The following is a 25,520-nucleotide window of genomic DNA, read 5'->3' as shown; positions in this document are numbered from 1 at the left end:
ATTAGCGTAATGGGTAAGTTCCCGCCAACCAGAGAACTTACTCACTTACTCGAAGATGGAACTTAAATCATGCAGTTACAAGTACAGGCCAACCTGACTTCTGGCAATGAACGCCAACGAGTGGCGATTACCGAAGCGCTCACCAACGCCCTGGGGGATGAGTACATTCTCCAGACCTTGGCGTGGCCGTGGGATCGACTGGCCGTTTCCTGCGTGCCCAACTCCGCCTTCCATGAAGTTCATCACAGCAGCGCCTTTCTTTTGTCGCGAATGATTCGACAGCCCGACTTCATGACCATCCGCGCCGAACAATTTATCAGCGAACACGCCAGTTTCCATGTTGACCAAGCAGGCCGTCTCTATTACGTCCGGGAAGACATCAGCTCTTTCGGCCGTCCTGGCGATGTAGTTGAACAGGTCACCAACCGCTTCTTCGCGCGCGTCGACATCACTTCTCATGTTACCGACGTTGCCGAGTTCAAACAGAATCTGGCGTTACTGGCAAAGATGGCCAGGCTAATGGGCGGTTTCATATCTTCCAATGATCGAATTGCCGTTGGCCAATGGCTGCGTTTTCACAACTTGCCACTGCCCACCGATGAAGAAAGTACCAAAGCGTTGATTGACCTGCTCAACTTCGCCGTTATGCCGGACATGCCGGACATGCCGGACACGGGTAACTACTGGGAGCTGCTGGACGCTCCAGAGGATTCGCCCTTCGAGTTAACCAAGAGCAAACGCGCGATTATTCGTGACATCACCACGCAACTGATCGGCAACGAAATGCCGTTGGCCGAATACTTTGGCGCATCGCTGGTGTTGGAAAACGCAGGATCGGACAAGCAGCCGCAGAGCCTCGAGTACCGCTTGCAACGGCTGATCAGCGACGCGCGCCTGCTGGATGAAACCGGGCAAAACTACATTGATGCGCTGGGTTGGTTCACCGACGAGTCAGGCCCCAAGGCATCGAAACAATTCGTCGATCAGTTGCTGATCGCCGCCATGCTGCTGGACCTCGATCCCGAGGTAGACACGGCCAACACGACGTTTGCAGGGTTCAACCTTTACTCCTCAGCCCAGGTTCAGCGCCGGCCATCCGATGTCCGCAACGACCTGGAAGCGCATCTGATTCAGCGCTTCAAGCTCGATAAACTCATCGCCCCCCTGGTGGCCGAACTGGTATTGGCGGGTATGGCACCGGAGTATCTGGTGCGCGAACTACCCCCGTCGTTGAAGGTCGGAACCCCGGGCTGGGTCATCCTCTGCCAAGCCGTGGGCCTGGCCGAAAGCATTGTTCCCGGTTGCTCCCGGCGCATGACCTATGAACACTTGCTGGGCTTTAGCCCGATCTCGGGACTCACCCCGCAACTCAACGATTTGCACGCCATGGCGGGGATTGACCCGGTCGTTACGTGGGCATTGATGAATGGACTGGTCCAACGCGACGCGGACGGCAACCTGAGCCTTGAAACGATCAATAAAGGCATCAAGGCCTATAACGAGTATGTCGAGACGCTGTCTACCGCGCTTAACGCGATCAACAAGCCAATTCCCCGGCGCAAAGCCCTCGCATTGAAAGAGCTGACATCGAACGTACCGGCCTGCGACCCTCATGAACGGCTGGTCAAACACCGGGGCTCCGGTGGTGGTAACGGACGCCAAGTGTCAGTGTTGGACTTGTACATGAGCGACCAACTTCACACGCAAGACTGGGGGCGTACCAGGGGCCGCGATATTTATCAGGAATTTCCCAGATTCAAGGCGCTGTACCCGGTTGCCGACCTATATGCAACAGCCGTGCACAATCACTACAACGATCTGATATCCGGCCTGTCGACCACGATTCGCTATGTGTTTTCACAGTTGGAGGAATCCAACAGAAGATTTATCGAACATGGGCGATTGGCTATCTACCGCGTAGAAGCCTACAAACAGACTTTGAACGCAAGACCAATACCCGAGGCGACACGGGAGCGAACGGGCCGTTACGGCGTGATTATTTGTGCGGAATATCAAGGCACGCTGGTTCGCTGCTTCGAGCTGTTCCCGTTGCGCTCTGAATGCCGGAGCACGCCGGAACTCCGGGGGAGAGTCGGTCAATACCTGTTTAGTTATGAACAGGACGGCACACGGGCCAACTTTGTCAAAGACAACGCCCTTCTGGATGCGCCACTGGATCTGGATGCCTACTTTAAAAACGCTGCGCCTCGCAGTGATGCGAAGTCTTCGGTATTCGTGCGCAAGATAGGTGAATTCGACAGTGCGTTGCACCCGAGCCACTCCAATAAACCGATGGCTTACTTCAACGCCGAGCGCATAAAAGCCATCAGCGACCTGATCGCTGAGCAGCATCCCTTCCTGACCGAAAGTGAACTGGCGGACATGGGCCGTGACAGCACGGAACAGGAACTGGCGTCGGAAAAGTTCGATGCCATCATTAATACGCTGTTGAATTTGATCATTCCGTTCAAGGAATGCATCGAGGGTTTGTCTTCCGGTGTTCCGGCCAGGCAGCGGGACGCGATCGCCAGTTGCGTGATGGACGCGGCGCTTGTTGCCTTTGTCTTCGTCAGCGTGCCGGTACAAGTGGGCAAGGCCGTTGGAAAGAGCGCGTCATTGGCCACAAAATTGTTGTCCGCGTCCCGGATAGGCGCGCGCACCGTCGTTTCCCTGTTGAACCCGCTGGACGGAATACCGACCCTGATCAAGGGCGGTGTAAAACTGATTGGCAGAGGCGCGATAAAACTCGCCGGCCATACTGCCCCTGCGGCGCATATCGTCAGGGCGCAGCTGTATCGCCTGACAGGCGCCCATTCCTACAACCTGCTGCGCGCCCTCGACCACACCGGTGCGGCCGCGCGGATCCGCATGAGCCTCGACACCGTAGCGCATGCGCGGGCGCTGTTTAAAAACGATGGGCTCGAAACCGCCGAACATGTGCTCAAGCACCTGCAAGCCAATGATGCAAAGTTGCTCAAGAACGTTCCCCAAACGGAGCTTCAGCATTTGTTTGAAGGCTCGTTGACCGACCTCGCACGCCCGTCTGACACCGCTCAATCGCTGAAGAAGGTCCTGGATTCGGACGTTGTCGATTCGTTGATACGCCAGCAAGCGCAAACGTTTTCCCTGGGTAACCTGCGACAGTTCAAGGATCACACGACGCTGCCGGAGCTGTTCAACGACCTTCTGGAGGTGGAGTACAAAAACCTGACGGCAATGAATCAACATCAAAAAACATTGCTCGCTTCGGACCTTGGCAAAGCACCTTACAGCGGCTTTCTCGACGATGTGTCCTTTAACCCGGACCGCTTGACCGACAACGCTGATCGAGCCGCCGCCTGGATTCTCAAAGCGTCGAACTCTCGAAACGAGATTGATAACATCAGGCGCTTGCTTCGCGAGTTCAGCGGTAATGGCAAGTCCCTGTCCGACCCTGCCGTTTACAAAGAACTGCATCGGCGTCTGGTACCCGAAGCTACAGATGCCTTGCGCAGACCTACTGCTCAAGCGCGTTACCCGTCCAACGTTTCGGGCGCAGCGATGCTGGAAAAACACCTGGCAGCCCTGGATTCGGCTCATGAGCACTTCGGCAAACAGATGCTGGGGGCATTCCTGGGGTACCACAGTTTTTTCGACGGAAATGGCCGCACGGCGCGCACCATCTATGCCATCACGGAACTGCGAGCCAATCGGTTCAACGCCCTGCCGCTACCGGTAGAAAATGCACTGAGCGGTCTGGGTTGATGCGCAGCGCCTAAGCCCGGAACAAATATCCCGCGCACACCACCAAGAGCAACGCCATGCTTCGGTTAAACAACCGCATGCCTTTGGCGTTGCTCAAATACCCGCGTAAAAACGTCCCGGCATAGGCCCAGCAGCCGACGGACAGGTAGCAAATCACCAGATACACCGCTGCAAACTGCCAGACCAGCCGTGCCTCGCCATCCGCCACAAAAGCGCCCATGCCGGCCACGCAGGCCAGCCAGGCTTTCGGGTTGAGCCATTGCATGACCGCGCCATACAGCATCGACGGCGCCCGGCCAGATTCCTTCGCATCCAGATGCCCTTTGTCAGCGGCCAACTTGAAGGCCATGTACAACAGGAACGTCACACCCGCCCATTGCACCACCTGCGTCAGCGCTGGCCATCGCTGCAACACTTCATGCAGCCCTAATCCCATCAACACCAACAACAGGACGAAACCCAGCGTCGCCCCGGCCACATGCCGTTGACTGGCGCGAAAACCAAACTGCGCGCCGGAACTCAACGCCACGATGTTCACCGGCCCTGGCGTTATCGAGGCCACCAGTGCAAACGCCGCCATCGAGATAATCAGACTCATCACAGACCTTCTTCAATTCAGTTGAACGAGGCCTCAAGGTAATGAGCGACCTGACGACTGTATTGAACAAAACACCCCTCAGCTGTACCGCGACCGATGTCCACCACTGCAGTAACCGGACATAAGCGGTCGAAGCTGCATCGCATCGAGTACCGACCCATGTGCCCAGTGCTAATCTGCACTCTTGACTAATGGCTCGATCAATGCCGCATCTGACATCAGCAACGCAAGCAGATGTCCAACCTCCGTCCCACTTCACTAGATAGAGGTCAGTCATGCCCCGCAACTCCATTCGGGCACTGCTCACCACAATCTTGGTCACGGCCTCCTGCTTATCAGGCGCTGCTGAGTCCGCCGCAGCGAAAAGTACAGGAGTGAACGATATGTCCCACCCTTCGACATTGTCCTATGAAGTACTCGTTACTGACGGGGTAACTCGGGCGAGCGATAAACGCCTACCCAATGGTGATCGAATCGTTTCATCGCCGATCACCTCAACCCTGATCTTCGGGAAAACCGACGCTGTGCTGATCGATCCACCAATGAGCCGTGAGCAAACGCAAAAGGTCAGCGACTGGGTTGTGCAATCCGGTAAGCACTTGAAATACATCTACGTAACCCACGGACATGGCGATCACTGGTTCGGTACTGAACAGATCCTCGATCGGTTCCCAGGGGCCACTGTATATGCCACTGAAGGCACGATCCGGCTCATGCACCAGCAGGCCACTGTTGGACGCGAAAAGGTATATGACAAGGACTTTCCCGGGCTCATTGGAAAGACCGATGTTATTGCTCAACCGATACCTGATGAAGGCTTCACACTTGAGGGCAATACCATCCAGGCCATAGATGTCGGTCATACAGATACTGACGACACCACGGTGCTGTATGTGCCGTCCATGGGACTGGTGGTGGCCGGCGACGTTGCCTACAACGGTGTACACCAATATCTCCTCGAAGGCGGCAACGGGGGGCTCCAGGCTTGGGTCAAGGCGATCGACCAAGTAGAAGCTTTGAAGCCGAGCATCGTTATTGCTGGGCACAAACAAAAAAATCGTGCCGACGATCCAGTCATTCTGGAGCAGACCCGCCAGTACCTGTTGGATGCCATAGAGCTACTCGCCGAGAAGCCGACCCCACGTGAGTTCTTCGACAAGATGATCGAACTCCACCCCGACCGCATCAATCAAGGACCGCTCTGGTACAGCGCTATCGGACTGCTCGGAGCGCCGAGTGCATCTTCGGGCGATGCCCCCCAGCCCAAGAATTAAACCTTTACCCGTTTAGCTGAGGATCCCACCATGTCTACTTTTTTGATCCGTTTAGTACTTCTCGCAAGCCTGGTTACAGCCCCATATTTCGCGTCTGCGGCTGAAGAAAAAGTCACCTTCTCCGTTGAGGGAATGAACGTCGTCGGCACTCTGAACCTGCCCGACGGCGTTAAGAAGCCCCCGGTAGTTCTGTTACTTCACAGTTTCGGGGGCAGTAGGGATGAGGGGATCATTCCGGCCGTCAATGAAGGTATCTATGCCCGTGCCGCACGTCTTTGGGCCAAACAAGGCATTGCCAGCCTCCGTATCGATTACCGTTTTGATGGCGACAGTGATGGTGCCAAGACCGACGGCACACTCGATACGGATGTTCAGGACGGGCTGGCTGCGCTCGACTTTCTGGCCAAGTCCGGGCGCGTCGACGCCAACCGCATGGCTCTTGTTGGATGGAGCATGGGCGGAGCAGTTGGTGCTGCTGTAGCAGGGCGGACCCCGCATAAACTTGACGCGGTCGCACTCTGGAACCCCGCGACCAATATGGGAGCCGCTTTCCCGCTGCTGTGGGGCTCCGAGAAGATTAAGGAAGCGTTGCACAGCGGTGACACCCCCGTCGCACTGCCAATACCTGGTGGTGGCGAGGTCAAGCTTAAATCCGCGTTCTTTGTCAGCTTGATGACCCTCGATCCCGCCGCCGAGATCACCCAATACAAGGGACCACTGCTCGTCGCCGTCGGCACTAACGACGACATCGTTTTTCCACAGCCAACCCTCGGAAAAAGTTTTATCAGCCATCACCCTGGAGAACATGAGTTGCTTGTCCGGCCCATGGATCACGCCTTCAACATGACCAAAGACGAGAAGCAGATCGACGAGCTGATTTCGACGACAGCTACCTTCATCAAGAAACACATTCACTGATCCCGGCATCCCCGACTATTTCAAGTTGGCTTGAAGCGCGCCCCTTGCCGTTGACTAACGACTGGCAAGAGGCTTGGTCGCAGGAGACGCATGACGTGACCGTGTTCGGCGATCCAACACAACTAAACTCTGTGTGAGCAAAAGGAGTGTTGCTGATGGCGCGGCGGGCGTGAAGTTATGGATTGACGGGATGCAACGCAGGTTCAAACTGCGTTTGATCCCGTCTCAATACCCGACGAGCCTTGAATGAACCTGAACATTGTCTACGCCCTTGGCGCTGCCGCTCTTTTTGGCGCGAGTACGCCATTGGCCAAGTTGCTGGGCCTGAACCTTTCGCCGGTGCTGCTGGCCGGGTTGTTGTACCTGGGCAGCGGCCTGGGCCTGACGCTCATCAGACTGTTGCGTGACCGGGGCTGGCAGTCCAGCGGCCTGAAATCGTCAGAGTGGCCCTGGCTGATCGGTGCCATCGCGTTTGGCGGCGTGCTCGGGCCGGTGGCGCTGATGTTCGGTTTGACCCTGACCTCCGGCGCCACGGCCTCGCTGATGCTCAACCTCGAATCGGTATTGACCGCCGTGCTGGCCTGGGTGGTATTCAAGGAGAACGCTGACCGGCGCATCGTTGTCGGAATGCTGGCCATCGTCGCGGGTGGCTTACTGCTGGCCTGGCCCCAGAACCCGGCGCAGTCACAGGGCTGGATCGGACCGTTGGCGGTAGCGCTGGCCTGCGTCTGCTGGGCGATCGATAACAACCTGACGCGCAAGGTATCGGCCTCGGATGCGCTGTTTATTGCCGGCATCAAGGGGTTGGTCGCCGGGGTGGTGAACTGTTCTCTGGCGCTGTTGCTCGGCGCAACGCTGCCACACATAACGGTGCTGGGGCCTACGTTGATCGTCGGTTTCCTGGGGTATGGCATCAGCCTGGTGTTGTTCGTTCTGGCACTTCGTGGCCTGGGCACTGCGCGTACCGGCGCCTACTTTTCCACGGCACCTTTCCTCGGCGCGGCAATCGCCATCTTGCTGCTGGATGAACCCGTCACGCTGACATTTTGGGCCGCTTCGCTGTTGATGGGCCTTGGGGTATGGATTCACCTCAAGGAAAATCATGCCCATGAGCATCAACATGAGGCGCTCAAGCATGCTCATCGCCACGTGCATGACGAGCATCATCAACATGAACATTCGCTCCAGTGGGACGGTACCGAGCCCCACAGTCACGAACATGAACACACACCGCTGCGCCACAGTCATCCACATTTTCCGGACATCCATCACCGACATAACCATTAGGCAGTCTTCATGACGAATGACTGGAATTCTCTGTCGATTTTCCGGTGGAGGCGCTGGGCGACGCGTCTTATGCTCACCTCATGAACCTACAAAACGCTTTGCTTCCGCCCCACGCCGAGATGGTTCGCGCCATGCTCGAACGAGACACCGCCTACGAGGGGGTGTTCTTTACCGCGGTCAAAACCACCGGCATCTTCTGTCGCCCCAGTTGCACGGCGCGCAAGCCGAAACCGGAGAACGTCGAGTTCTTCGCCCATGCCGATGAGTGCATGTCCGCGGGCTACCGCGCTTGCCTGCGCTGCAAACCACTGGACGCGGCGGCCATCGCTCCGGACTGGGTGCAGCGGCTGCTCAAATCGGTGGACGCCGACTCCGAGCAGCGCTGGACCGATGCCCAGCTGCTGGCTGAGGGCATCGAACCGCTGAAACTGCGCCGCTGGTTCAAGCAGCATTTCGGCATGACCTTTCACGCCTGGCTGCGCACCCGACGCCTCGGCATGGCGTTGGGCGGGATCAAACAGGGCGATTCCATCGACAACGCCGCATTTGATTCGGGTTACGAGTCCCTGAGCGGGTTTCGCGATGCGTTTCAAAAGTCCTTCAACATCACGCCCGGCCGCGCCGCCCACAGCGAGCCACTGCTGTTCACTCGCCTGACCACACCGCTGGGGCCGATGATCGCCATGGCCGAACGACGCGGGCTGGTGCTGCTGGAGTTTCTTGATCGGCCAGCGCTGACCAAGGAAGTCGAAGAATTGCAGAATCGATACGGCTATGCGGTCGCGCCAGGACATAACGCGCATTTGCAGCAGATTGAAGCCGAACTGACGCAGTATTTCGCCGGCAAACTCACTGACTTCAACGTTCCACTACACTTGCCTGGCAGCGATTTCGCCCGACAGGTCTGGGCCGAACTGGTGAAGATCCCGTACGGCCAGACCAGCACCTACGGCGCCATTGCGGCGTTATTGGGCAAGCCCGGCGCCAGTCGCGCCGTGGGCCTGGCCAACGGGCATAACCGTCTCTCGATTGTCGTGCCCTGTCACCGGGTGATCGGCGCCGACGGCTCGCTGACCGGCTATGGTGGAGGACAACCGCGCAAGGCGTTCTTGCTAAGGCTGGAAAAAGCGGCGGTGCAGATCACGCAACAACTCGCATTCTGATTACTTGCAGGTTTCTCAAAAAGTCATAAGGAAGGACATTCGATGCACACGCTCGACAACCAATTTCACCAGTTGCACCAGGACGGCCTGCTGATTCTCACCAACGTCGCCGATGCCGCCGGGGCGCGAATCGTGGAGCAACTGGGCAGCAAAGCCGTTGCCACCAGCAGCGCAGCGGTGGCCTGGGCTCACGGTTATCCGGATGGCAACGCCCTGCCCCTTGAGCGCCTGATATCAACGGTCGAGTCCATCGCCCGGGTGATCTCGGTGCCGTTGACCGTGGACATCGAGGCCGGTTATTCCGATGACCTGACGCGGGTGGCCGACCTCATCGATGCGGTGATTGCCGCCGGGGCCGTCGGGATCAATATCGAGGACGGTGCTTCCCCGCCCGAGCTGTTGGTGCGCAAGATCGAAGTCGCTCGTCAGGTGGCCGAACGTCGCGGCGTGAAGCTATTCATCAATGCCCGGACCGATGTTTACCTCAAGAGCCTGGTCCCCGCCGAAGATCGCGTGGCAGAGACGCTCAAGCGCGCCGCGTTGTATCAAGCCGCCGGTGCCGATGGGTTGTTTGCTGCCGGGGTCACCGCCGAGTACGAAATCGCTGCACTGTGCCAGGGCACCCCGCTGCCGTTGAACGTGCTCGGGCTCCCCGGCTTGCCATCGCCTGAAGAGCTAAAAGCCCTCGGCGTACGCCGTTTGAGCGCGGGTTCACGCATCGCCGAGTTTCTGTATGGCGCCATGGGCGCACTGGCCAAGAGCTTTCTGGAAACAGGGACACTCGACAGCCGTGATCTGAAGGCCTTCACCTATGGCGAAGTGAACGCCCTGTTGGCACCGTCCGGGAAAGCTTGACCCCATGCCCGACGCCTATCTGCCCGCCACCGAGTTCCTATCGTCCATCGATGAGGACTGGCGCCGCCACATCGCCGCCATCGGCCCTTGCCTGCATCAGCCCCATGCGGCTCGCGATCCTTATGAGTCGCTGGTGCGGGCAATTGCCTACCAGCAACTGCATGCGAAGGCCGGGGATGCGATTGTCGGTCGGTTGATCGCGTTGTTTGGGACGGGTGCGTTCCCGAGGCCTGAACAGATTCTGGCGACAGGCTTTGATCAAATGCGCGGTTGCGGGTTTTCCGCTGGCAAGATCGCGACCATTCAGGGCATTGCCCAAGCGGCGCTGGACGGTGTGGTGCCGGATTACGCTGAGGCAGTGGCGATGGATGATGAAGCGTTGATCGAACGCTTGATCACCCTGCGTGGGGTTGGGCGCTGGACGGTTGAAATGTTGCTGATCTACAGCCTGGAGCGGCCGGATATTTTGCCGGCCGATGATTTCGGGGTGCGTGAGGGGTATCGGCGGATGAAGGGGCTGGAGGTACAGCCCAATCGCAAGCAGATGATTGAGATCGGGCTGGGGTGGAGTCCGTATCGGACGGTGGCGGCGTGGTATTTGTGGCGGGTGCCGAAACCACCCCTCACCCCAACCCTCTCCCCAGGGGGTAGAGGGGGCTGACCGTAAAGACCTGACGAATTACTGCGACCTGAAAGTATTGTATTGAATCCATAATCGACTCGACTTCACAGGTCGACGGATCACGTAGAACACCTCGGTCAGCGCCCTCTACCCCTTGGGGAGAGGGTTGGGGTGAGGGGTGGATGTCATGCCGAACACCGCACCCAAATCACAACCCCGACTTCAACCGACTGAACGCCCGAATCAAAGCCCGGTTAAACGCCTTGCCATTGTCATTCTTGCTATACAGCGAAGCCCTCACCTCAGCCGACGGATACGTCCCCGGATCATTGCGAATCGCCGGATCAATCAACCCGTCCGCAGCCGTAATCGCATTGGCGTAGTGGATGGTGTCAGTGATCGGCGCAATCACCTCCGGTGTCATCAGATAATCCATCAACGCCAGCCCTGCCTGAGGATGAGGCGCATCCTTGGGAATGACCATCGCGTCAAACCAGATCAACGTGCCCTCCTTCGGTATCCGATAACTCAGCGTGAACGGCTTGTTCGCAGCCTCGGCCTGTCCGGCGGCGATGGCCACGTTGCCGTTCCACGACATCGCGACGCAGGTGTTGCCATTGGCCAGGTCGCTGATATTCAGGTCGTTGTCGAAGTAGCGGATGTACGGCCGGATCTTCGCCAGTTGCTGCTCTGCCCGTTTCAGGTCATCGAGGTCCTGGCGGTTGATGTCCAGCCCCATGTACTTCATGACCGCGGCGAACACTTCGTTGGGATCATTGAGCAAACTGACCCCGCAATCGGCAAATTTCGATACCACCGCCGGGTCGAACAGCATGGCCCAACTGTCCCGTGGTGCGTCGGGCTGGCGCTTCTTGATTGCTTCTTCCTGATAGCCGACGCCGGTGGTGCCCCAGGCGTAGATCCCGGCGTAGCGATTGCCCGGATCGAACACCGCCATGTGCTGGCGGAACTCGTCACCCACGCCGGCAAAATGCGGCAGCTGCTGCGGGTTTAGCGTTTGAATCGCACCGCTCTGGATCGCCCGGGACAAATGCTGGCCGGCGGTCAGCACCAGGTCATAGCCGCTACGGCCGGTGAGCAGTTTGGTCTCTACGGTTTCCAGGGAGTCGAAGTGGTCGGCCACCACGTGAATGCCGGTTTTCTTCTCGAAATTGCTCAGGGTGTCCGGGGCCAGGTACTCGCCCCAGATGTACAGATTGACCACCGGTTTGGCGGTGTCGGCGGCCTGCACACACAGGGGTGCGAGCACCAGCAGTAATGCTTGAGTCAGTTTGTGCAGGCCCATTTTCAAACTCCCTTTTTGTGGCAGGCACTGCCTGCGTACTGCGGCATGGTGATACAGGCGACGTTACCGCCGCCAAGGAGGATTTCCCTGGAGTTTTCGATACCGACGATTTTGTGTTGCGGGAACAGTTCGGCGAGGGTCGCTTGCGCCGCCTGATCATGGCGATCGCCAAACAGCGGCACCACGATTGAGGTGTTGCCAGCGTAGTAGTTGATGTACGACGCGCAGATTTTCGTCCCGGCCTGACGGGTGTGCGTGCTGTCTTGCTGATCCAGGCCTTCGGCTTCTTCAGCGGTCCATTCCAGCACATCCGGTTGCGGCAGCTTGTGCACTTTCAGCTCGCGGCCACGGCTGTCGCGGGTGCTGCGCAGAATGTCGTAGGCCTCCTGGTAGATTTCCCATTGCGGGTCATCGCGATTGTCGGTCCATTGCAGCACCACTTCACCGGGGCGCACGAAGCACGCGAGATCGTCGACATGGCCGTCGGTTTCGTCGAACTTGCAGCCCCGTGGCAGCCAGATGATTTGCTCGGCGCCGAGGTAATCGGTCAGTCGGCGGGTGACTTCTTCCTTGCCCAAATGCAGGTTGCGATTGCGGTTGAGCAGGCATTGTTCGGTGGTGAGGATGCTGCCCTGGCCGTCGCTCTGGATACCGCCCAGTTCGGCAATCAGCGGCGCGCGGTAGCGGTCGAACCGTTCGATTTCGAGAATTTTACTGGCGATCTGATCATCCTTGTCCCACGGGTAGTACAAGCCACCGTCTAGGCCGCCGTAAGCGTTGAACTCAAAGTCCACGCCGCGCACCTCACCGCTGTCGTCGTTGACCACAAAGCACGGGCCACTGTCACGGAACCAGGTGTCGTTGCAGGTCATTTCCACCACCCGCACTTGAGGCGGCAATTGGCGGCGAGCGGTGGCGAACTGCGCTGCGGAGGCGCACACGGTGACCGGTTCGCTCCAGGAGATGGCGGTGACGATCTGCACCCAGACTTTCTGCGAAGGCTTGGCACCATTGCGCCAGACGTCGGTGCGCTCCGGCCAGCCGAGCCAGCAACCGGACTTGGTTTCGAACTCGCCGGGCAAACGGAAACCATCAAGTTTGGGGGTGGAGTCGAGCAAACGTGCCATGGTCAAACCTCATCAGCGGGGATTGGAATGACCACAGGCTACGGTCGCCGGCGCCCTCCTCGCCAACGATGATTATTTCGGAATACTTGAACTCAATTCATCAATCGATCAGCTGATCGTTGAACCATTCCAGCATCTGAGCCACGGCCGGCCGTTCCAGCCGCACCCGCTCACACACCAGCGCATATTGGCCAAGTGCAGTCATGCTGGAGGTGAACGGTCGGACCAGGCGACCGCTAAGCAAATCCTCCTGCGCGGTCAAGTTATCGCCCATGGCCACACCCTGGCCTTGAGCCGCTGCTTCCAGCGCCAAACCCGCGTGAGCGAAATACAGCTGACGTTCCGGGCGCTGATCGCCGGCATGGCTGGTGAGCCAGGCGGTCCAGGTCTTGCCGTCCTGATCGTCGTGCAGCAGGCAGTGACGCGCCAGATCCTTCGGGGTTTTCAACGTGCCCTGGTTGAACAGACCGGGGCTGCACACCGGGAAGAACTGCAACGCCGGCAAAGGCCTGACGAAGTACGCGCTGCTGTCCACCGGTCCGGTGCCGTAAGTGATCGCCAGGTCGATGTCTTCCCCTGGCGCCGTGGCGTCGATCGGTTGTTCGTAGAGGTGCAAGGTGATGTGCGGATAGCGCGCGTAGAAATCCGTCAGGCGACTCATCAACCACTTTTGCGCCAGCTCGGCGGTGACTGCCAGGCGCAACACCGCCAGCGATGACGGGTCGCGCAGTTCATCGCAGGCATCGCCGATCAGCTCGAAGGCCTGCTGCAAACTTTGCATCAGGCGCCCGGCGGCCATCGTCGGGCGAATTTGCCGGCCTTCTCGGATGAACAACGTCACGCCCAATTGCTCTTCGAGCTGGCGAATCTGGTGGCTGACCGCGCTGTCAGTGACGCACAACTCCGCCGCCGCCCGGCCGAAATGGGCGTGACGGGCGGCGCATTCGAAGGTTCTGAGTGCAGCCAGGGAGGGTAGTCGTCGCATGATCAAGGTCCCGATTTCGAGGCGCCATGCTGACCCGGCGGACAGTGGGCGTCCAGTGGGACCGCGTTATCGTTCATCGCGAGCAAGCTCGGCTCCCACAGGGATTGTTGTCGTATACAAAACCTGTATTCACAGAAGAACCCTGTGGGAGCGAGCTTGCTCGCGATGAGGCCAGCACATTCACCATTAATCCAACGACCCATCACCCTCCCTTATCCACTATGACTTCCCCCAAAACCCGGCGCATGTTGACCGGCGATGCGATTCTCGTACCGGTCGAGGGGCGCTGAAGGTCTAGGCTGTCTTGGGTAAGTTCCAGGCCTGCCGGAGGTTCCCATGCAGCTCGAAGGTTCCTGCCATTGCGGCGCGGTGTCGTTCAGTTTGACCAGCGCCCACCCCTACCCGTATCAGTGTTGCTACTGCTCGATCTGTCGCAAGACTCAGGGCGGTGGCGGGTATGCGATCAATATTGCTGGTGATGCCAACAGCCTGAAAGTGCGAGGGCGCAAGCACATCGCGATTTATCACGCAAGACTCAAGGACGAAGGCGATAAACGCGCCCACAGCAGCACCGCCGAGCGGCATTTCTGTTCTGTCTGTGGTTCAGGCTTGTGGCTGTTCAGCCCGGAATGGCCGGAGCTGATTCACCCGTTTGCCTCTGCCATCGACACCCCGCTGCCGGTGCCGCCGGAACACACGCATTTGCTGCTAGGTTCCAAGGCGCAGTGGGTCGAAGTTGAAGTGCGTCTTGGAGACAAGCAGTTCGACGTCTATCCCGAAGAATCCATCGCCGAGTGGCATGAGCGCCTGGGTTTGAGCCGCTAAGCCGGTTCACAGTGCTTTGAGCATGCGTTGGAAAAGGACGATGACGATCACGACACCGGCTCGGCGTGGAACCGCTTGAAGCTGAGCATCAGCGCGCCGTTTTATGAAGGTGACTATGGCAAGGTCGTGGGCAGCCTCAATAGCCAGTTTGGTGACAGTAATTACGTGCGTACCTGGTACGGCGTCAGCGATGCCCAGGCTTCGCGCAGTCGGTTCAGGGCTTATGACAACCATGGAGGGCTGGTGAGTCGCGGGGCGGATTTGACCTGGACATTGCCCGTCAATGATCAGTGGAGTGTTTCGACGGTGCTGGCCGTGCAATATCTGGGCAACGATGCGGCGGATAGCCCGATAGTCGAGCGGCGGATGCAGACATCGTTGGCTTCGCGGGTGGTTTACATCTTTTGATCGGGCGGTGGTGCTGATGGCCCCTTCGCGAGCAGGCTCGCTCCCACAGGGGAATGCATTCCAAAATGTGGGAGCGAGCTTGCTCGCGAAGGGGCCAGTAAGAACAATACAAACTTAATCCTGGTGCGCCCAGGTCATGCGAAACGACGCCCCGCCCCACGGCGAGTCCGCCACTTCCACTTGCCCGCCATGGGATTGCGATACCCGCCCCAGCAAAAACCGGCCTCGGGGGCCGGTTTTCGGAGATGTTTCATTCTTTTAAGAGTTTTTTACATTTTCGGTCGAAAACGTCAGGCTGCGGCTGGCACACCGCTGTGGAAACGAAACTCCACGTCAGGCGACTCAATCAGCTCTTGCTCAGCGGCGCGGACCTTGTCGATCACCTGGGCGATGTCCTTGGCGTCACCGTACTGGTACGCCAGTTTCAGGTAACCCTGGAAATGCCGGGCCTCGCTCTTCAGCAGGCCAAAGTAGAACTTGCCCAGCTCTTCGTCCAGATGCGGCACCAGCGCTTCAAAACGCTCGCAGCTGCGGGCTTCGATAAAGGCACCGACCACCAGAGTGTCCACCAGTTTGACCGGCTCGTGGCTGCGCACCACTTTGCGCAGGCCCGAAGCGTAGCGCCCGGCGGACAGCTGACGCAGCTCGATCTTGCGCTTTTTCATCAGGCGCATGACCTGTTCGTGGTGCACCAGCTCTTCCCGGGCCAGACGCGACATCAGGTTGATCAGATCGACGTGGGAGTGATACTTGGCGATCAGGCTCAACGCGGTACTGGCGGCCTTGAATTCGCAGTTTTTGTGATCCAAAAGCATCACTTCCTGCTGGCCAAGGGCAGCTTCAACCCACGCATCCGGGGTGCGACATCCTAGAAAATCATGGATTTCAGGCAGCATGGAAAACTCTCACAATTCGTAGTTGCATTGCCGACTTTTTCTCGCAGTTCTTGTGATCGATCAGCAGGGTTTCCTGATCAGCCAGCGCGGCCTGAACCCAGCCATCGGGGGTGCGGCAGCCGAGGAACTCGTGAATTTCGGGAAGGATCATGGGGCTCACGGATAAGAGGTTCAAAATCGAAGGGCGCCGATTATACCGGCCTGCCGGCAGACCACCAGTCGCGACCGTTGATATACATCAAGTCCCGAATAGCCAGCCAGCAACTATAGTTGTCCAACGCAGTATTTTTTACTTCATGGAGATCCCGATCATGCAAGCCATTCGCAGCATTCTGGTGGTCCTCGAACCTGAACACTCGGAAAGCCTGGCGCTCAAACGGGCCAAGCTGATTGCCGGCGTGACCCAGGCTCATCTGCATCTGCTGGTCTGCGACCGCAAGCATGACCACAGCGGCATGTTGGGCGTGCTCAAGGCCGCGCTGATCGAGGACGGCTACAGCGTCACCACCGAGCAGGCCTGGAACGAAAGCCTGCACGAAACCATTGTCGATGTGCAGCAGGCTGAAGGTTGCGGACTGGTGGTCAAGCAGCATTACCCCGACAGTCCGCTGAAAAAAGCCCTGCTGACCCCGGCGGACTGGAAACTGCTGCGTTACTGCCCGACGCCGGTGCTGCTGGTCAAAACCTCGAAACCCTGGACTGGCGGCGTCATTCTGGCGGCGATCGATGTCGGTAATACCGATGGTGAACACCGCACCTTGCACTCTTGTATTGTCGATCACGGTTACGACATTGCCAGCCTGGCCAAGGCCCATTTGCACGTGGTCAGCGCCCATCCGTCGCCGATGCTGTCGGCGGCCGACCCGACGTTGCAACTCAGCGAAACCATCGAGGCGCGCTATCGCGAACAGTGCAAATCGTTTCAGGCCGAGTTCGACATTGATGACGAGCACCTGCATATCGAGGAAGGTCCGGCGGATGTGTTGATTCCGTTCATGGTCCACAAGCTGCAGGCGGCGGTGACGGTCATCGGTACCGTGGCTCGGTCCGGATTGTCAGGGGCGTTGATCGGGAATACGGCGGAGGTGGTGCTGGATGCGGTGGAGAGCGATGTGCTGGTGCTGAAGCCGGATACGATCATGGATCATCTGGAGGAGATCGTGACTCAGCATTGAGGGTTGCGGCGCCAGTCAGATTGACTTCGCGAGCAGGCTCGCTCCCACATGGGATTGCATTCCAACTGTGGGAGCGAGCCTGCTCGCGATGCTTTTAGGCGCCGAAGGCGTCTTTTAGAAACCCCGGCGCAATGTAGCGCTGGTAATGCGCCTCGGAGAGCAAAAAGAACTCTCGATCAATGGCATCCCGCAGCTCCGGCAGGTTCCAGTCGCGAAACTCCGGCATCAGCACCATCCCGTAGGCTTCCAGGTTGTTGATGACCCGCGCGCCCCGGGCGATCAACTGGTACGCCCAGCAATATTCGGACTGATGCGGCACAAAGCGGATCTTGCGCTGCTCCAGTTGCAGACGCAGGCGCTGGGGGTCGAAAACTTCAAGCTTGCTGGCCATCACCTGAGACAGCAGCAGCTCAAGACGCAGCCACACCGCGCGCTTTTCTTCCTCGTTGTAACCATTCCAGTTGATCACTTCATGGTGGAAACGCTTGCAGCCACGGCACACCAAATCACCGTAAACAGTGGAGCAGAGGCCGACGCAAGGGGTCTTGATGGTCTGATTGGGCATAGGTAGGGAAAGCACGGGAAAGCAGAACAGGTCGGCATGTTAGCCCTTTGTCTAACATTCATCACCCCTCAAAGTTCAGGGGCTAACTTACGTTTAATTTTTTTTTGCCGTAGAATCAGCCAGCCTTTTAAGGCGCCAATGTCCGTTAGAAGCTGTTTTCAAAGCGTCACGAGCACAGTCGTTCCTTCAGAGCGGTGTTGGCGAAGGGTTTTTCCAGCGGGGAAAAGCCTAACGCCAACCCTCATCAGCTCCCCGTTCTGCAGGCGTAAAACTTTGAAAGCAGCTTCTGTAAGGAATTGTCGGTAATTCTGGCTAAGTGGCCCAAAACGCCATGCAGCGCATGAGTACGGCAATTTCGGGATGAGCGTCCCGGACACCCATTTGGGACCACTGATGAGGGTAATAACTGTGCTTGAAGCCTACCGCAAACATATCGAAGAGCGTGCAGCACTGGGTATCGTTCCCCAGCCGCTAAACGCCGAACAAACTGCAGGCCTGGTCGAGCTGCTGAAGAATCCCCCGGCTGGCGAAGAAGCTTTCCTCGTTGACCTGATCACCAATCGCATTCCGCCAGGTGTGGACGAAGCAGCCTATGTAAAGGCCGGTTTCCTGTCTGCCCTCGCTAAAGGCGAAGCAAAATCCCCTCTGATCGACAAGAAACGCGCTGTTGAACTGCTCGGCACCATGCAGGGCGGCTACAACATCGTGACTCTGGTTAATCTGCTGGACGACGCCGAACTGGCGCCAGTCGCTGCCGAAGAACTCAAGCACACCCTGCTGATGTTCGACGCTTTCCACGACGTCGCTGAAAAAGCCAAGAACGGTAACGTTCACGCTAAAGGCGTGCTGCAATCCTGGGCTGACGGCGAGTGGTTCAAAAACCGTCCTGTCCTGGCCGACAAGATCAGCCTGCGCGTGTTCAAGGTCACCGGCGAAACCAACACCGACGACCTGTCCCCTGCTCCTGATGCCTGGTCCCGTCCGGACATCCCGCTGCACGCCCTCGCCATGCTGAAAATGGCCCGTGAAGGCATCGTGCCTGACGCCCAGGGCGTCACCGGTCCGATGAAGCATATCGAAGAAATGCGCGGTCAAGGCTTCCCGATCGCCTACGTCGGTGACGTGGTCGGTACAGGTTCCTCGCGTAAATCGGCCACCAACTCGGTGCTGTGGTTCTTCGGCGACGACGTGCCTAACGTGCCAAACAAGCGTGCCGGTGGTTTCTGCTTCGGCAGCAAAATCGCTCCGATCTTCTACAACACCATGGAAGATGCTGGCGCACTGCCAATCGAATTCGACGTCACCAACATGCACATGGGCGACGTGATCGACCTGTACCCGCATGCTGGCAAAGTCTGCAAACACGGCACTGACGAAGTCCTGACCACCTTCGAAATGAAGACCCCGGTGCTGTTGGACGAAGTTCGTGCTGGCGGCCGTATCCCGCTGATCATCGGTCGCGGCCTGACCGACAAGGCCCGTGCAGAATTGGGCCTGGGTCCTACCGACCTGTTCAAATTGCCTGAAGCACCTGTCGACACCGGCAAAGGCTTCACCCTGGCGCAGAAAATGGTCGGCAAGGCATGCGGCCTGCCAGAAGGCAAAGGCGTTCGTCCAGGTACTTACTGCGAACCGAAAATGACCACCGTGGGTTCTCAGGACACCACCGGTCCTATGACCCGTGACGAACTGAAAGACCTGGCGTGCCTGGGCTTCTCGACCGATCTGGTAATGCAGTCCTTCTGCCACACCGCGGCTTACCCTAAGCCGATCGACGTGACCACCCACCACACCCTGCCAGACTTCATCATGACCCGCGGCGGCGTTTCCCTGCGTCCGGGCGACGGCATCATCCACAGCTGGCTGAACCGCATGCTGCTGCCGGACACCGTCGGTACCGGTGGTGACTCGCACACCCGTTTCCCGATGGGCATTTCGTTCCCGGCCGGTTCCGGTCTGGTAGCGTTTGCCGCAGCCACTGGCGTTATGCCGTTGGACATGCCGGAATCGATCCTGGTGCGCTTCAAAGGCAAAATGCAACCGGGCGTCACCCTGCGTGACCTGGTTCACGCCATTCCTTACTTCGCGATTCAGGCTGGCCTGCTGACCGTCGAGAAGAAAGGCAAGAAGAACGCATTCTCCGGCCGCATTCTGGAAATCGAAGGCCTGGACAACCTGAGCATCGAGCAAGCGTTCGAGCTGTCCGACGCCTCGGCCGAACGTTCGGCAGCCGGTTGCACCATCAAGCTGTCGAAAGAGTCGATCACCGAGTACCTGAGCTCCAACGTCACCCTGCTGCGCTGGATGATCGGCGAAGGCTACGGCGATGCGCGTACCCTGGAACGTCGTGCTCAAGCGATGGAAGCCTGGATCGCCAACCCTGAGTTGATGGTTGCCGATGCTGACGCCGAATACGCTGAAATCATCGAAATCGACTTGGCCGACATCAAAGAGCCTGTGCTCTGCGCGCCAAACGATCCGGACGACGCCCGTCTGCTGTCCAGCGTTGCTGGCGAGAAGATCGACGAAGTGTTCATCGGTTCGTGCATGACCAACATCGGCCACTTCCGCGCTGCCGGTAAGTTGCTGGAACAGGTCAAAGGTCAGCTTCCAACCCGTCTGTGGCTGTCGCCGCCGACCAAAATGGACGCTCACCAGCTGACCGAAGAAGGCTACTACGGCATCTACGGCAAGGCCGGCGCGCGTATGGAAATGCCGGGCTGCTCGCTGTGCATGGGTAACCAGGCACGTGTAGAGCCGAACTCGACTGTTGTGTCGACGTCGACCCGAAACTTCCCGAACCGTCTGGGTGACGGCGCGAACGTCTACCTGGCTTCGGCCGAGCTGGCGTCTGTTGCTTCCATCCTGGGTCGCCTGCCGACCGTCGAGGAGTACATGGAATACGCTGGCAAGATCGACAGCATGGCGGCCGACGTTTACCGCTACCTGTCCTTCGACCAGATCGCCGAGTTCCGTGAAGCTGCTGCGAACGCCAACATCCCGGTCGTTCAAGCCTAACGCTGCAACGCAATAAAAAACGCCGCCCATCGTGAGATGAGCGGCGTTTTTTTATGCACGTAAGTTTTGCCCTAACCCCTGTGGGAGCGAGCAAGCTCACTCCCACAGGTTATGCGGATGACTTAAGTGCTTGTCGCACCGCCCCGTCAACGCTCAAACCGCTAAGACTTACCTGCTCCAGCTCCTGCGCCGGTAACTTCGCGAGAGCCGCTTTGGGCTCGTGTTTGAGCCGCGCCAGAATCAGCAGCTTGTCCTCGGCTCGCACTTGCATAAAGAACGTTTCCAGCGCCTCGATGCTGGTGCCATCCAGGTCGGGAGACTCCTCCAGACTGAGAATGATCGTATGAATCGGTGGCGATGCATGTCGGGCCAGGCGCAGTGCACCGCCCAGGATGCGCTCCACGTTTGCAAAAAACAGCGCCTCGCTCGGCCTGACAATCAGCACACCGGGGATCTCACTGGCCTGGGGATGGCGTTGCACATCGACATACTCATGACCACCGCCCATTTGTCCCAGCACCTGAATATCCGCCGATGACATCTGTTTCAACATCAGCACCACGCTGATCACCACCGCCACCAACAAACCGTCCAGCACTCCCAGCACCAGCACCGCCGCCACGGCACAGATCACCAGCAGACGGTCACGACGCCAGATGAAATAACGGCCCAAGGGCTGCAGGCTCAAGCCACGCGCCAAGGCATGAATGACAATGGCCGCCAGCACCGGCTCGGGGGTCAGGGCAATCCAGGGCAATACCGTCAAGACGATGAGCAACACCACCCCCGCCGCTACCGCGCCCGCCAGACGCGAGCCGGCACCCGCCGCCTCATTGGCCGACGTCGCAGAGTAACCGGCGCCTGCCGGCATCCCATGAAACAGGCCTGACAGCAGATTGGCCGCACCGAGTGCCAGCAGATCGCGGTTCGAGGACACACGATCGCCGTGCTTGAGCGCAAACGAGGTGATCGATCCGTAAGATTCGGCATACAGAATCATCACCATGGCAAACGCCAGTTCGCCCAGGCGCAACCAGTCGGTAAACGGCAACACGGGAAGACGAGGCACTTCCAGGCTCAGATCGATCACGCCGATCAGTTTCACCCCATAGGCGGGCAAGTTCAGCCATTGGCCGGCTGCGATGCCAAGCGCCACCACCAGTAAACCTCCCGGCAAACGCCTGACCCGCGCGCACAGCCACAGCCCCAGCAAGGACACAGCCGCCACCAGCGCGCCGACCCGGTTCCACTGCGGTAACTGCTCCAGCAGTTGCGGTACGAAACGGATCAGGGTGCCGTTGCTCAAGTGCACGTCAACGATGCTCGCGACTTGCTTGAGGATGATCGTCACTGCTAGACCGAAGGCAAAGCCTCGCAGCACCGGTTTGGCAATAAAAGACGTCACACTGCCGAGTTTGAACAGTCCGGCCAGCAGAAAAAACCCACCCGTCACCAGCACCAGACCAATCGCCAGGGCCATTCGCAGGCCCGAGTCACCATTGGCCAAAGTGGCCGTGGCGGCGGCCAGTACCGCCGCCGAAGACGAGGTCGCAGAAACGATGGCAAAACGACTGGTGCCGAACAGTCCGTAGCACAGCAAACCGGCAAACAACGCAATCACGCCAGCCTGGGGCGGCAACGCGGCAATGCTTGAATAGGCGACCGCCTCGGGCAACAACAAACCGGCAATCGACAACCCGGCCACGACATCCAGCCAGCGGTTTGGCTTATCGGTACGAGGTTGCGCCGATGCACCGTGAGCCTGAGCCATGAAGCGTCTCCTGAGAAAGATCAACAGGCCACGAACGCTCTATGACGCGTCAATGCAGGCTTTATCGTAGCCGCTAATCCGTTTGGATGTGTGCCCTGGGTCAGGTGCTGGGTGTTCGCCATAAAAAAACGCCGCTCATCGTGATGATGAGCGGCGTTTTTTAATGACTGCACTGGCTTGCCTTAAGACCGAGTCGCCCCCAATCGCGAGCAAGCTCGCTCCCACAGGAATTTCAGTTCTCAGCCAAAATCAGGCAGTCAGCGAATAGATCAACGCCGAAATCGCCACCAGGCCCACCGCCGTCACGAAGACGTTGGACGCCTGACCACGATAACGCGCCATGGCCGGAACCTTGCGGATTGCGTACATCGGCATCAGGAACAGGATCGCGGCGATGATCGGACCACCCAGGGTTTCAATCATCCCGAGAATGCTCGGGTTCAGCGTGGCAACGATCCAGCAGACCACCAGCATGAAGGCGGCAGTCATGCGATCCAGGGTCTTCGGTGCCGGGCGCTTGCCGCTCTTCACAATCAGACCTTTAAGACCTTCGCTGGCGCCGATGTAGTGACCCAGGAACGACTTGGAAATGGCCACGAACGCAATCAACGGTGCCGCGAAGGCGATGGTCGGGTTGCTGAAGTGGTTGGCCAGGTACGACAGAATCGACAAGTTCTGCGCCTTGGCTTCGGCCAATTGCGCGGGCGACAGGGTCAGCACGCAGCTGAACACGAAGAACAGCACCATCACCACCATCAAAGCGTGGGCGCGGGACAGGATCTGCGAGCTACGCTCTTCGGCGTGATCGCCATAACGACGCTTCTGGTCCACCGCGAACGCCGAGATGATCGGTGAATGGTTGAACGAGAACACCATCACCGGAATCGCCAGCCACAGCGTGTGCAGCAGTGCCGACGGTTCTGGCAGCGTCGACGCGGTGGCGAGAATGCCGCCGTTCCAGTGAGGAATCAGGAACACCGCGAGAAACAGCAGCGCAACAATGAACGGATAAACCATCAGGCTCATGGCCTTGACGATCACCTGTTCGCCGCAACGTACCACCGCCAACAGGCCGAGGATCAGCACGAGCGACAGCACGGCGCGCGGTGGCGGCATGATGTGCAGTTGATGCTCGAGGAAACTGCCCACGGTGTTGGTCAGGGCCACGCTATAAATCAGCAGGATCGGGAAGATTGCGAAGAAGTACAGCAAGGTGATCAGTGCGCCAGCCTTGATCCCGAAGTGCTCTTCCACGACTTCAGTGATGTCCGCGCCTTCGCGTCCGGACAACACAAAACGTGTCAGGCCACGGTGTGCGTAAAACGTCATAGGGAACGCCAACACCGCCAGGACCAGCAACGGCCAGAAGCCGCCCAGACCCGCGTTGATCGGCAAAAACAGCGTGCCAGCCCCGATGGCCGTGCCAAACAGGCCCAGCATCCAGGTGGTGTCATGGCGATTCCAGCTCTCAAGCGTGGCTGGTGCCGCCGATACATAGCGTTCGTCGACGCTATTGGCCTGATCATTCATCCGGTGGGATCTCCGCATTCCGGTCAGTTGCTACCCGGTCAGGACGAGTCGGAAAAATCCGACAGGCAGCGCCCTGGCCGAAACAGGGGCGCGATTGTCCGGGATTAATGAGCAGAAGCAAAGACTTAGCTGAGGAGTGGTTGTGCGGATCAGATCCATTGGCACCCTTTATTAAATAGATGTTTTAAAAAATCTATTCAATAAAGGATCGCCGTCATGTAATTTCGATCCCGACTGCTGACCGGCAACCCTAATTTCGGAGCCCTCTCATGCCACTCGTTCGCGTCGACATCAAAAAGCATCAAGACCCTACTCACGCCAAACGTGTCGGGCAATTGATCTACGCCGCCATGCACAGCGCCATTGGCGTACCGGAGAACGATAATTTCCAGATTCTTGCCGAGCACGATGAACAGCATTTCATTTTTGACCCGGGATACCTGGGCATCAATCGCACCGACAATCTGGTGGTGATTCAGATCACCCTGAGCGAAGGCCGCACCATCGAGCAGAAAAAACTCCTCTACAAAACCATTGCCGAGAGCCTTAACGCGGAACTGGCGGTGCGGCTGGAAGATGTGTTCATCAATCTGGTGGAAGTAAAGAAAGAGAACTGGTCCTTCGGCAACGGCATAGCCCAATACACCAGCTGATTTTTACCTTTTATATACCTGTGAGCCGCCAATGCCCCGAGTCTCCCGCAAACAAGCCGAACTCAACCGCGAGATCATCGTCGAGGCCGCCACGCGTCTGTTTCGCGAACGCGGCCTGCACGGGATCAGTGTCGTCGACGTGATGGGCGCGGCCGGCCTCACCCATGGCGGGTTCTATGGTCACTTCGAATCCAAGGAAGCGCTGGCACAAGAGGCGTGCAGCCGAGCGTTCACCCAATCAATGGAACGCTGGAAGCAGAAAATAGAGGATAACGACGACAGTCTCTCGGCTCGCGAGAGCATCATCGCGCCCTACCTGTCCGCGGCCAATCGCGATAATCCGGGCGAAAGCTGCCCGGTGACCGCGTTTGCCGGCGACATGTGCCATGAAACCGTAGAAAGCGGTTTGCACCAGACCTACACCCAAGGGCTGGAGGCATTGTTGCAGATGCTGGCACCGCTGATGGGCGCGGATCAGCCCGAAACCAATCGGCAAAAAGCGTTGGTGGATTATTCGCTGATGGTCGGTGCCCTGACCCTGGCCCGCGCGACCCGTGGTGACGCCTTGTCCGATGAAATTCTCGACGCAGCCCGGACATTTCTCACCTCGGACACGGCCGTTGACACACCCGCGACGCCGACAGCATGATCGGCCTCATGAATATTCCTGCGCTGAATCTCACCTGCACCACTACGACCGCTTCCGGCGGGTCGTGCGGTGGCTGGCTGAGATAAACACAGCGCAGTGAACCCAAGGCCCCGCCAGCAATGGACGGGGCCTTGTCGTTTCTCCCGTCCGT

21 protein-coding genes and 1 pseudogene are annotated in these 25,520 nt (G+C 58.5%); 13 read left to right on the top strand and 9 right to left on the bottom strand.

From position 1 onward, the window contains the following. Nucleotides 1-69: 69 nt before the first annotated feature. The gene (locus ACA056_RS13230) at nucleotides 70-3,744 is read left to right on the top strand and encodes a hypothetical protein (RefSeq protein ID WP_497273303.1); all 3,675 of its coding nucleotides are present in this window, start codon (nucleotides 70-72) and stop codon (nucleotides 3,742-3,744) included. Nucleotides 3,745-3,754: 10 nt separating this feature from the next. On the opposite strand, the gene ACA056_RS13225 is transcribed toward ACA056_RS13230, so the two are convergent. After that, nucleotides 3,755-4,342 carry a LysE family translocator gene (locus tag ACA056_RS13225; RefSeq protein ID WP_497273302.1) on the bottom strand — a complete coding sequence of 196 codons (588 nt, stop codon included), beginning with the start codon at nucleotides 4,340-4,342 and terminating at the stop codon, nucleotides 3,755-3,757. A gap of 275 nt (nucleotides 4,343-4,617) precedes the next feature. On the opposite strand from ACA056_RS13225, the gene ACA056_RS13220 reads away from it, so the two are divergent. From ACA056_RS13220 to ACA056_RS13195, 6 genes are all read left to right on the top strand, one after another. Then, complete coding sequence (locus ACA056_RS13220; RefSeq protein ID WP_497273301.1) at nucleotides 4,618-5,616, top strand: MBL fold metallo-hydrolase; 999 nt, start codon at nucleotides 4,618-4,620, stop codon at nucleotides 5,614-5,616. 30 nt (nucleotides 5,617-5,646) lie between these two features. Continuing rightward, nucleotides 5,647-6,534, top strand: coding sequence for an alpha/beta hydrolase family protein (locus ACA056_RS13215; protein ID WP_497273300.1), 888 nt, complete (start codon nucleotides 5,647-5,649; stop codon nucleotides 6,532-6,534). A 246-nt stretch (nucleotides 6,535-6,780) separates the two neighbouring features. After that, nucleotides 6,781-7,821 (top strand): DMT family transporter, encoded by a 1,041-nt coding sequence (locus tag ACA056_RS13210; protein WP_497273299.1) that lies wholly within the window; start codon nucleotides 6,781-6,783, stop codon nucleotides 7,819-7,821. Between the two features lie 80 nt (nucleotides 7,822-7,901). Further along, nucleotides 7,902-8,984, top strand: coding sequence for a bifunctional transcriptional activator/DNA repair enzyme AdaA (locus ACA056_RS13205; RefSeq protein WP_497273298.1), 1,083 nt, complete (start codon nucleotides 7,902-7,904; stop codon nucleotides 8,982-8,984). A 42-nt stretch (nucleotides 8,985-9,026) separates the two neighbouring features. Next, on the top strand, nucleotides 9,027-9,839 hold the full coding sequence (locus tag ACA056_RS13200; protein ID WP_497273297.1) for an isocitrate lyase/PEP mutase family protein: 813 nt from the start codon (nucleotides 9,027-9,029) through the stop codon (nucleotides 9,837-9,839). A gap of 4 nt (nucleotides 9,840-9,843) precedes the next feature. Beyond that, nucleotides 9,844-10,500, top strand: a complete 657-nt coding sequence (locus tag ACA056_RS13195; protein WP_497273296.1) for a DNA-3-methyladenine glycosylase family protein — start codon at nucleotides 9,844-9,846, stop codon at nucleotides 10,498-10,500. 169 nt (nucleotides 10,501-10,669) lie between these two features. Here the strand turns inward: ACA056_RS13195 and ACA056_RS13190 are convergent, their stop codons facing one another. From ACA056_RS13190 to ACA056_RS13180, 3 genes are all read right to left on the bottom strand, one after another. Then, on the bottom strand, nucleotides 10,670-11,767 hold the full coding sequence (locus tag ACA056_RS13190; RefSeq protein ID WP_497273295.1) for an extracellular solute-binding protein: 1,098 nt from the start codon (nucleotides 11,765-11,767) through the stop codon (nucleotides 10,670-10,672). A gap of 2 nt (nucleotides 11,768-11,769) precedes the next feature. Then, nucleotides 11,770-12,894, bottom strand: a complete 1,125-nt coding sequence (aguA, locus tag ACA056_RS13185) for an agmatine deiminase (protein ID WP_497273294.1) — start codon at nucleotides 12,892-12,894, stop codon at nucleotides 11,770-11,772. A gap of 100 nt (nucleotides 12,895-12,994) precedes the next feature. Then, complete coding sequence (locus tag ACA056_RS13180; RefSeq protein WP_033054579.1) at nucleotides 12,995-13,879, bottom strand: LysR substrate-binding domain-containing protein; 885 nt, start codon at nucleotides 13,877-13,879, stop codon at nucleotides 12,995-12,997. A 336-nt stretch (nucleotides 13,880-14,215) separates the two neighbouring features. Between ACA056_RS13180 and ACA056_RS13175 the strand changes: the two genes are divergently transcribed. Both ACA056_RS13175 and ACA056_RS13170 read left to right on the top strand, forming a co-directional pair. Beyond that, a complete protein-coding gene (locus ACA056_RS13175; protein ID WP_497273293.1) occupies nucleotides 14,216-14,704 on the top strand; it encodes a GFA family protein in 489 nt (162 codons plus the stop codon). A gap of 15 nt (nucleotides 14,705-14,719) precedes the next feature. Beyond that, nucleotides 14,720-15,112 (top strand): annotated as a pseudogene (locus ACA056_RS13170) (MipA/OmpV family protein); the annotation flags it as partial. A gap of 290 nt (nucleotides 15,113-15,402) precedes the next feature. Here ACA056_RS13170 and ACA056_RS13165 read toward each other — a convergent pair. Then, a complete protein-coding gene (locus ACA056_RS13165; protein WP_497273292.1) occupies nucleotides 15,403-16,008 on the bottom strand; it encodes a MiaE family protein in 606 nt (201 codons plus the stop codon). Beyond that, entirely contained in the window at nucleotides 15,998-16,159 is a 162-nt protein-coding gene (miaE, locus tag ACA056_RS13160; RefSeq protein WP_497273291.1) for a tRNA isopentenyl-2-thiomethyl-A-37 hydroxylase MiaE, read from the bottom strand. The genes ACA056_RS13165 and miaE overlap by 11 nt, the downstream gene beginning before the upstream one ends. Before the next feature lie 160 nt (nucleotides 16,160-16,319). Between miaE and uspL the strand changes: the two genes are divergently transcribed. Then, nucleotides 16,320-17,183 (top strand): universal stress protein UspL, encoded by an 864-nt coding sequence (uspL, locus tag ACA056_RS13155; RefSeq protein ID WP_056741759.1) that lies wholly within the window; start codon nucleotides 16,320-16,322, stop codon nucleotides 17,181-17,183. A 94-nt stretch (nucleotides 17,184-17,277) separates the two neighbouring features. Here the strand turns inward: uspL and ACA056_RS13150 are convergent, their stop codons facing one another. Then, nucleotides 17,278-17,748, bottom strand: coding sequence for a DUF1289 domain-containing protein (locus tag ACA056_RS13150; protein WP_046048871.1), 471 nt, complete (start codon nucleotides 17,746-17,748; stop codon nucleotides 17,278-17,280). A gap of 408 nt (nucleotides 17,749-18,156) precedes the next feature. Here ACA056_RS13150 and acnB point away from each other — a divergent pair, with 408 nt between their 5' ends. Next, nucleotides 18,157-20,766 carry a bifunctional aconitate hydratase 2/2-methylisocitrate dehydratase gene (gene acnB / locus ACA056_RS13145; protein ID WP_497273535.1) on the top strand — a complete coding sequence of 870 codons (2,610 nt, stop codon included), beginning with the start codon at nucleotides 18,157-18,159 and terminating at the stop codon, nucleotides 20,764-20,766. 109 nt (nucleotides 20,767-20,875) lie between these two features. Here acnB and ACA056_RS13140 read toward each other — a convergent pair whose 3' ends face one another. Next, nucleotides 20,876-22,537 (bottom strand): SulP family inorganic anion transporter, encoded by a 1,662-nt coding sequence (locus ACA056_RS13140; RefSeq protein WP_497273290.1) that lies wholly within the window; start codon nucleotides 22,535-22,537, stop codon nucleotides 20,876-20,878. Between the two features lie 249 nt (nucleotides 22,538-22,786). Continuing rightward, on the bottom strand, nucleotides 22,787-24,067 hold the full coding sequence (locus ACA056_RS13135) for a serine/threonine transporter (protein WP_429510160.1): 1,281 nt from the start codon (nucleotides 24,065-24,067) through the stop codon (nucleotides 22,787-22,789). 269 nt (nucleotides 24,068-24,336) lie between these two features. On the opposite strand from ACA056_RS13135, the gene ACA056_RS13130 reads away from it, so the two are divergent. Both ACA056_RS13130 and ACA056_RS13125 read left to right on the top strand, forming a co-directional pair. Beyond that, complete coding sequence (locus ACA056_RS13130; protein ID WP_497273289.1) at nucleotides 24,337-24,720, top strand: tautomerase family protein; 384 nt, start codon at nucleotides 24,337-24,339, stop codon at nucleotides 24,718-24,720. 31 nt (nucleotides 24,721-24,751) lie between these two features. After that, complete coding sequence (locus ACA056_RS13125) at nucleotides 24,752-25,369, top strand: TetR/AcrR family transcriptional regulator (protein ID WP_497273288.1); 618 nt, start codon at nucleotides 24,752-24,754, stop codon at nucleotides 25,367-25,369. Nucleotides 25,370-25,520 lie beyond the last annotated feature (151 nt).

The organism is Pseudomonas sp. LBUM1666, from assembly GCF_059695775.1.
This window is presented reverse-complemented; position numbering and strand designations above follow the sequence as displayed.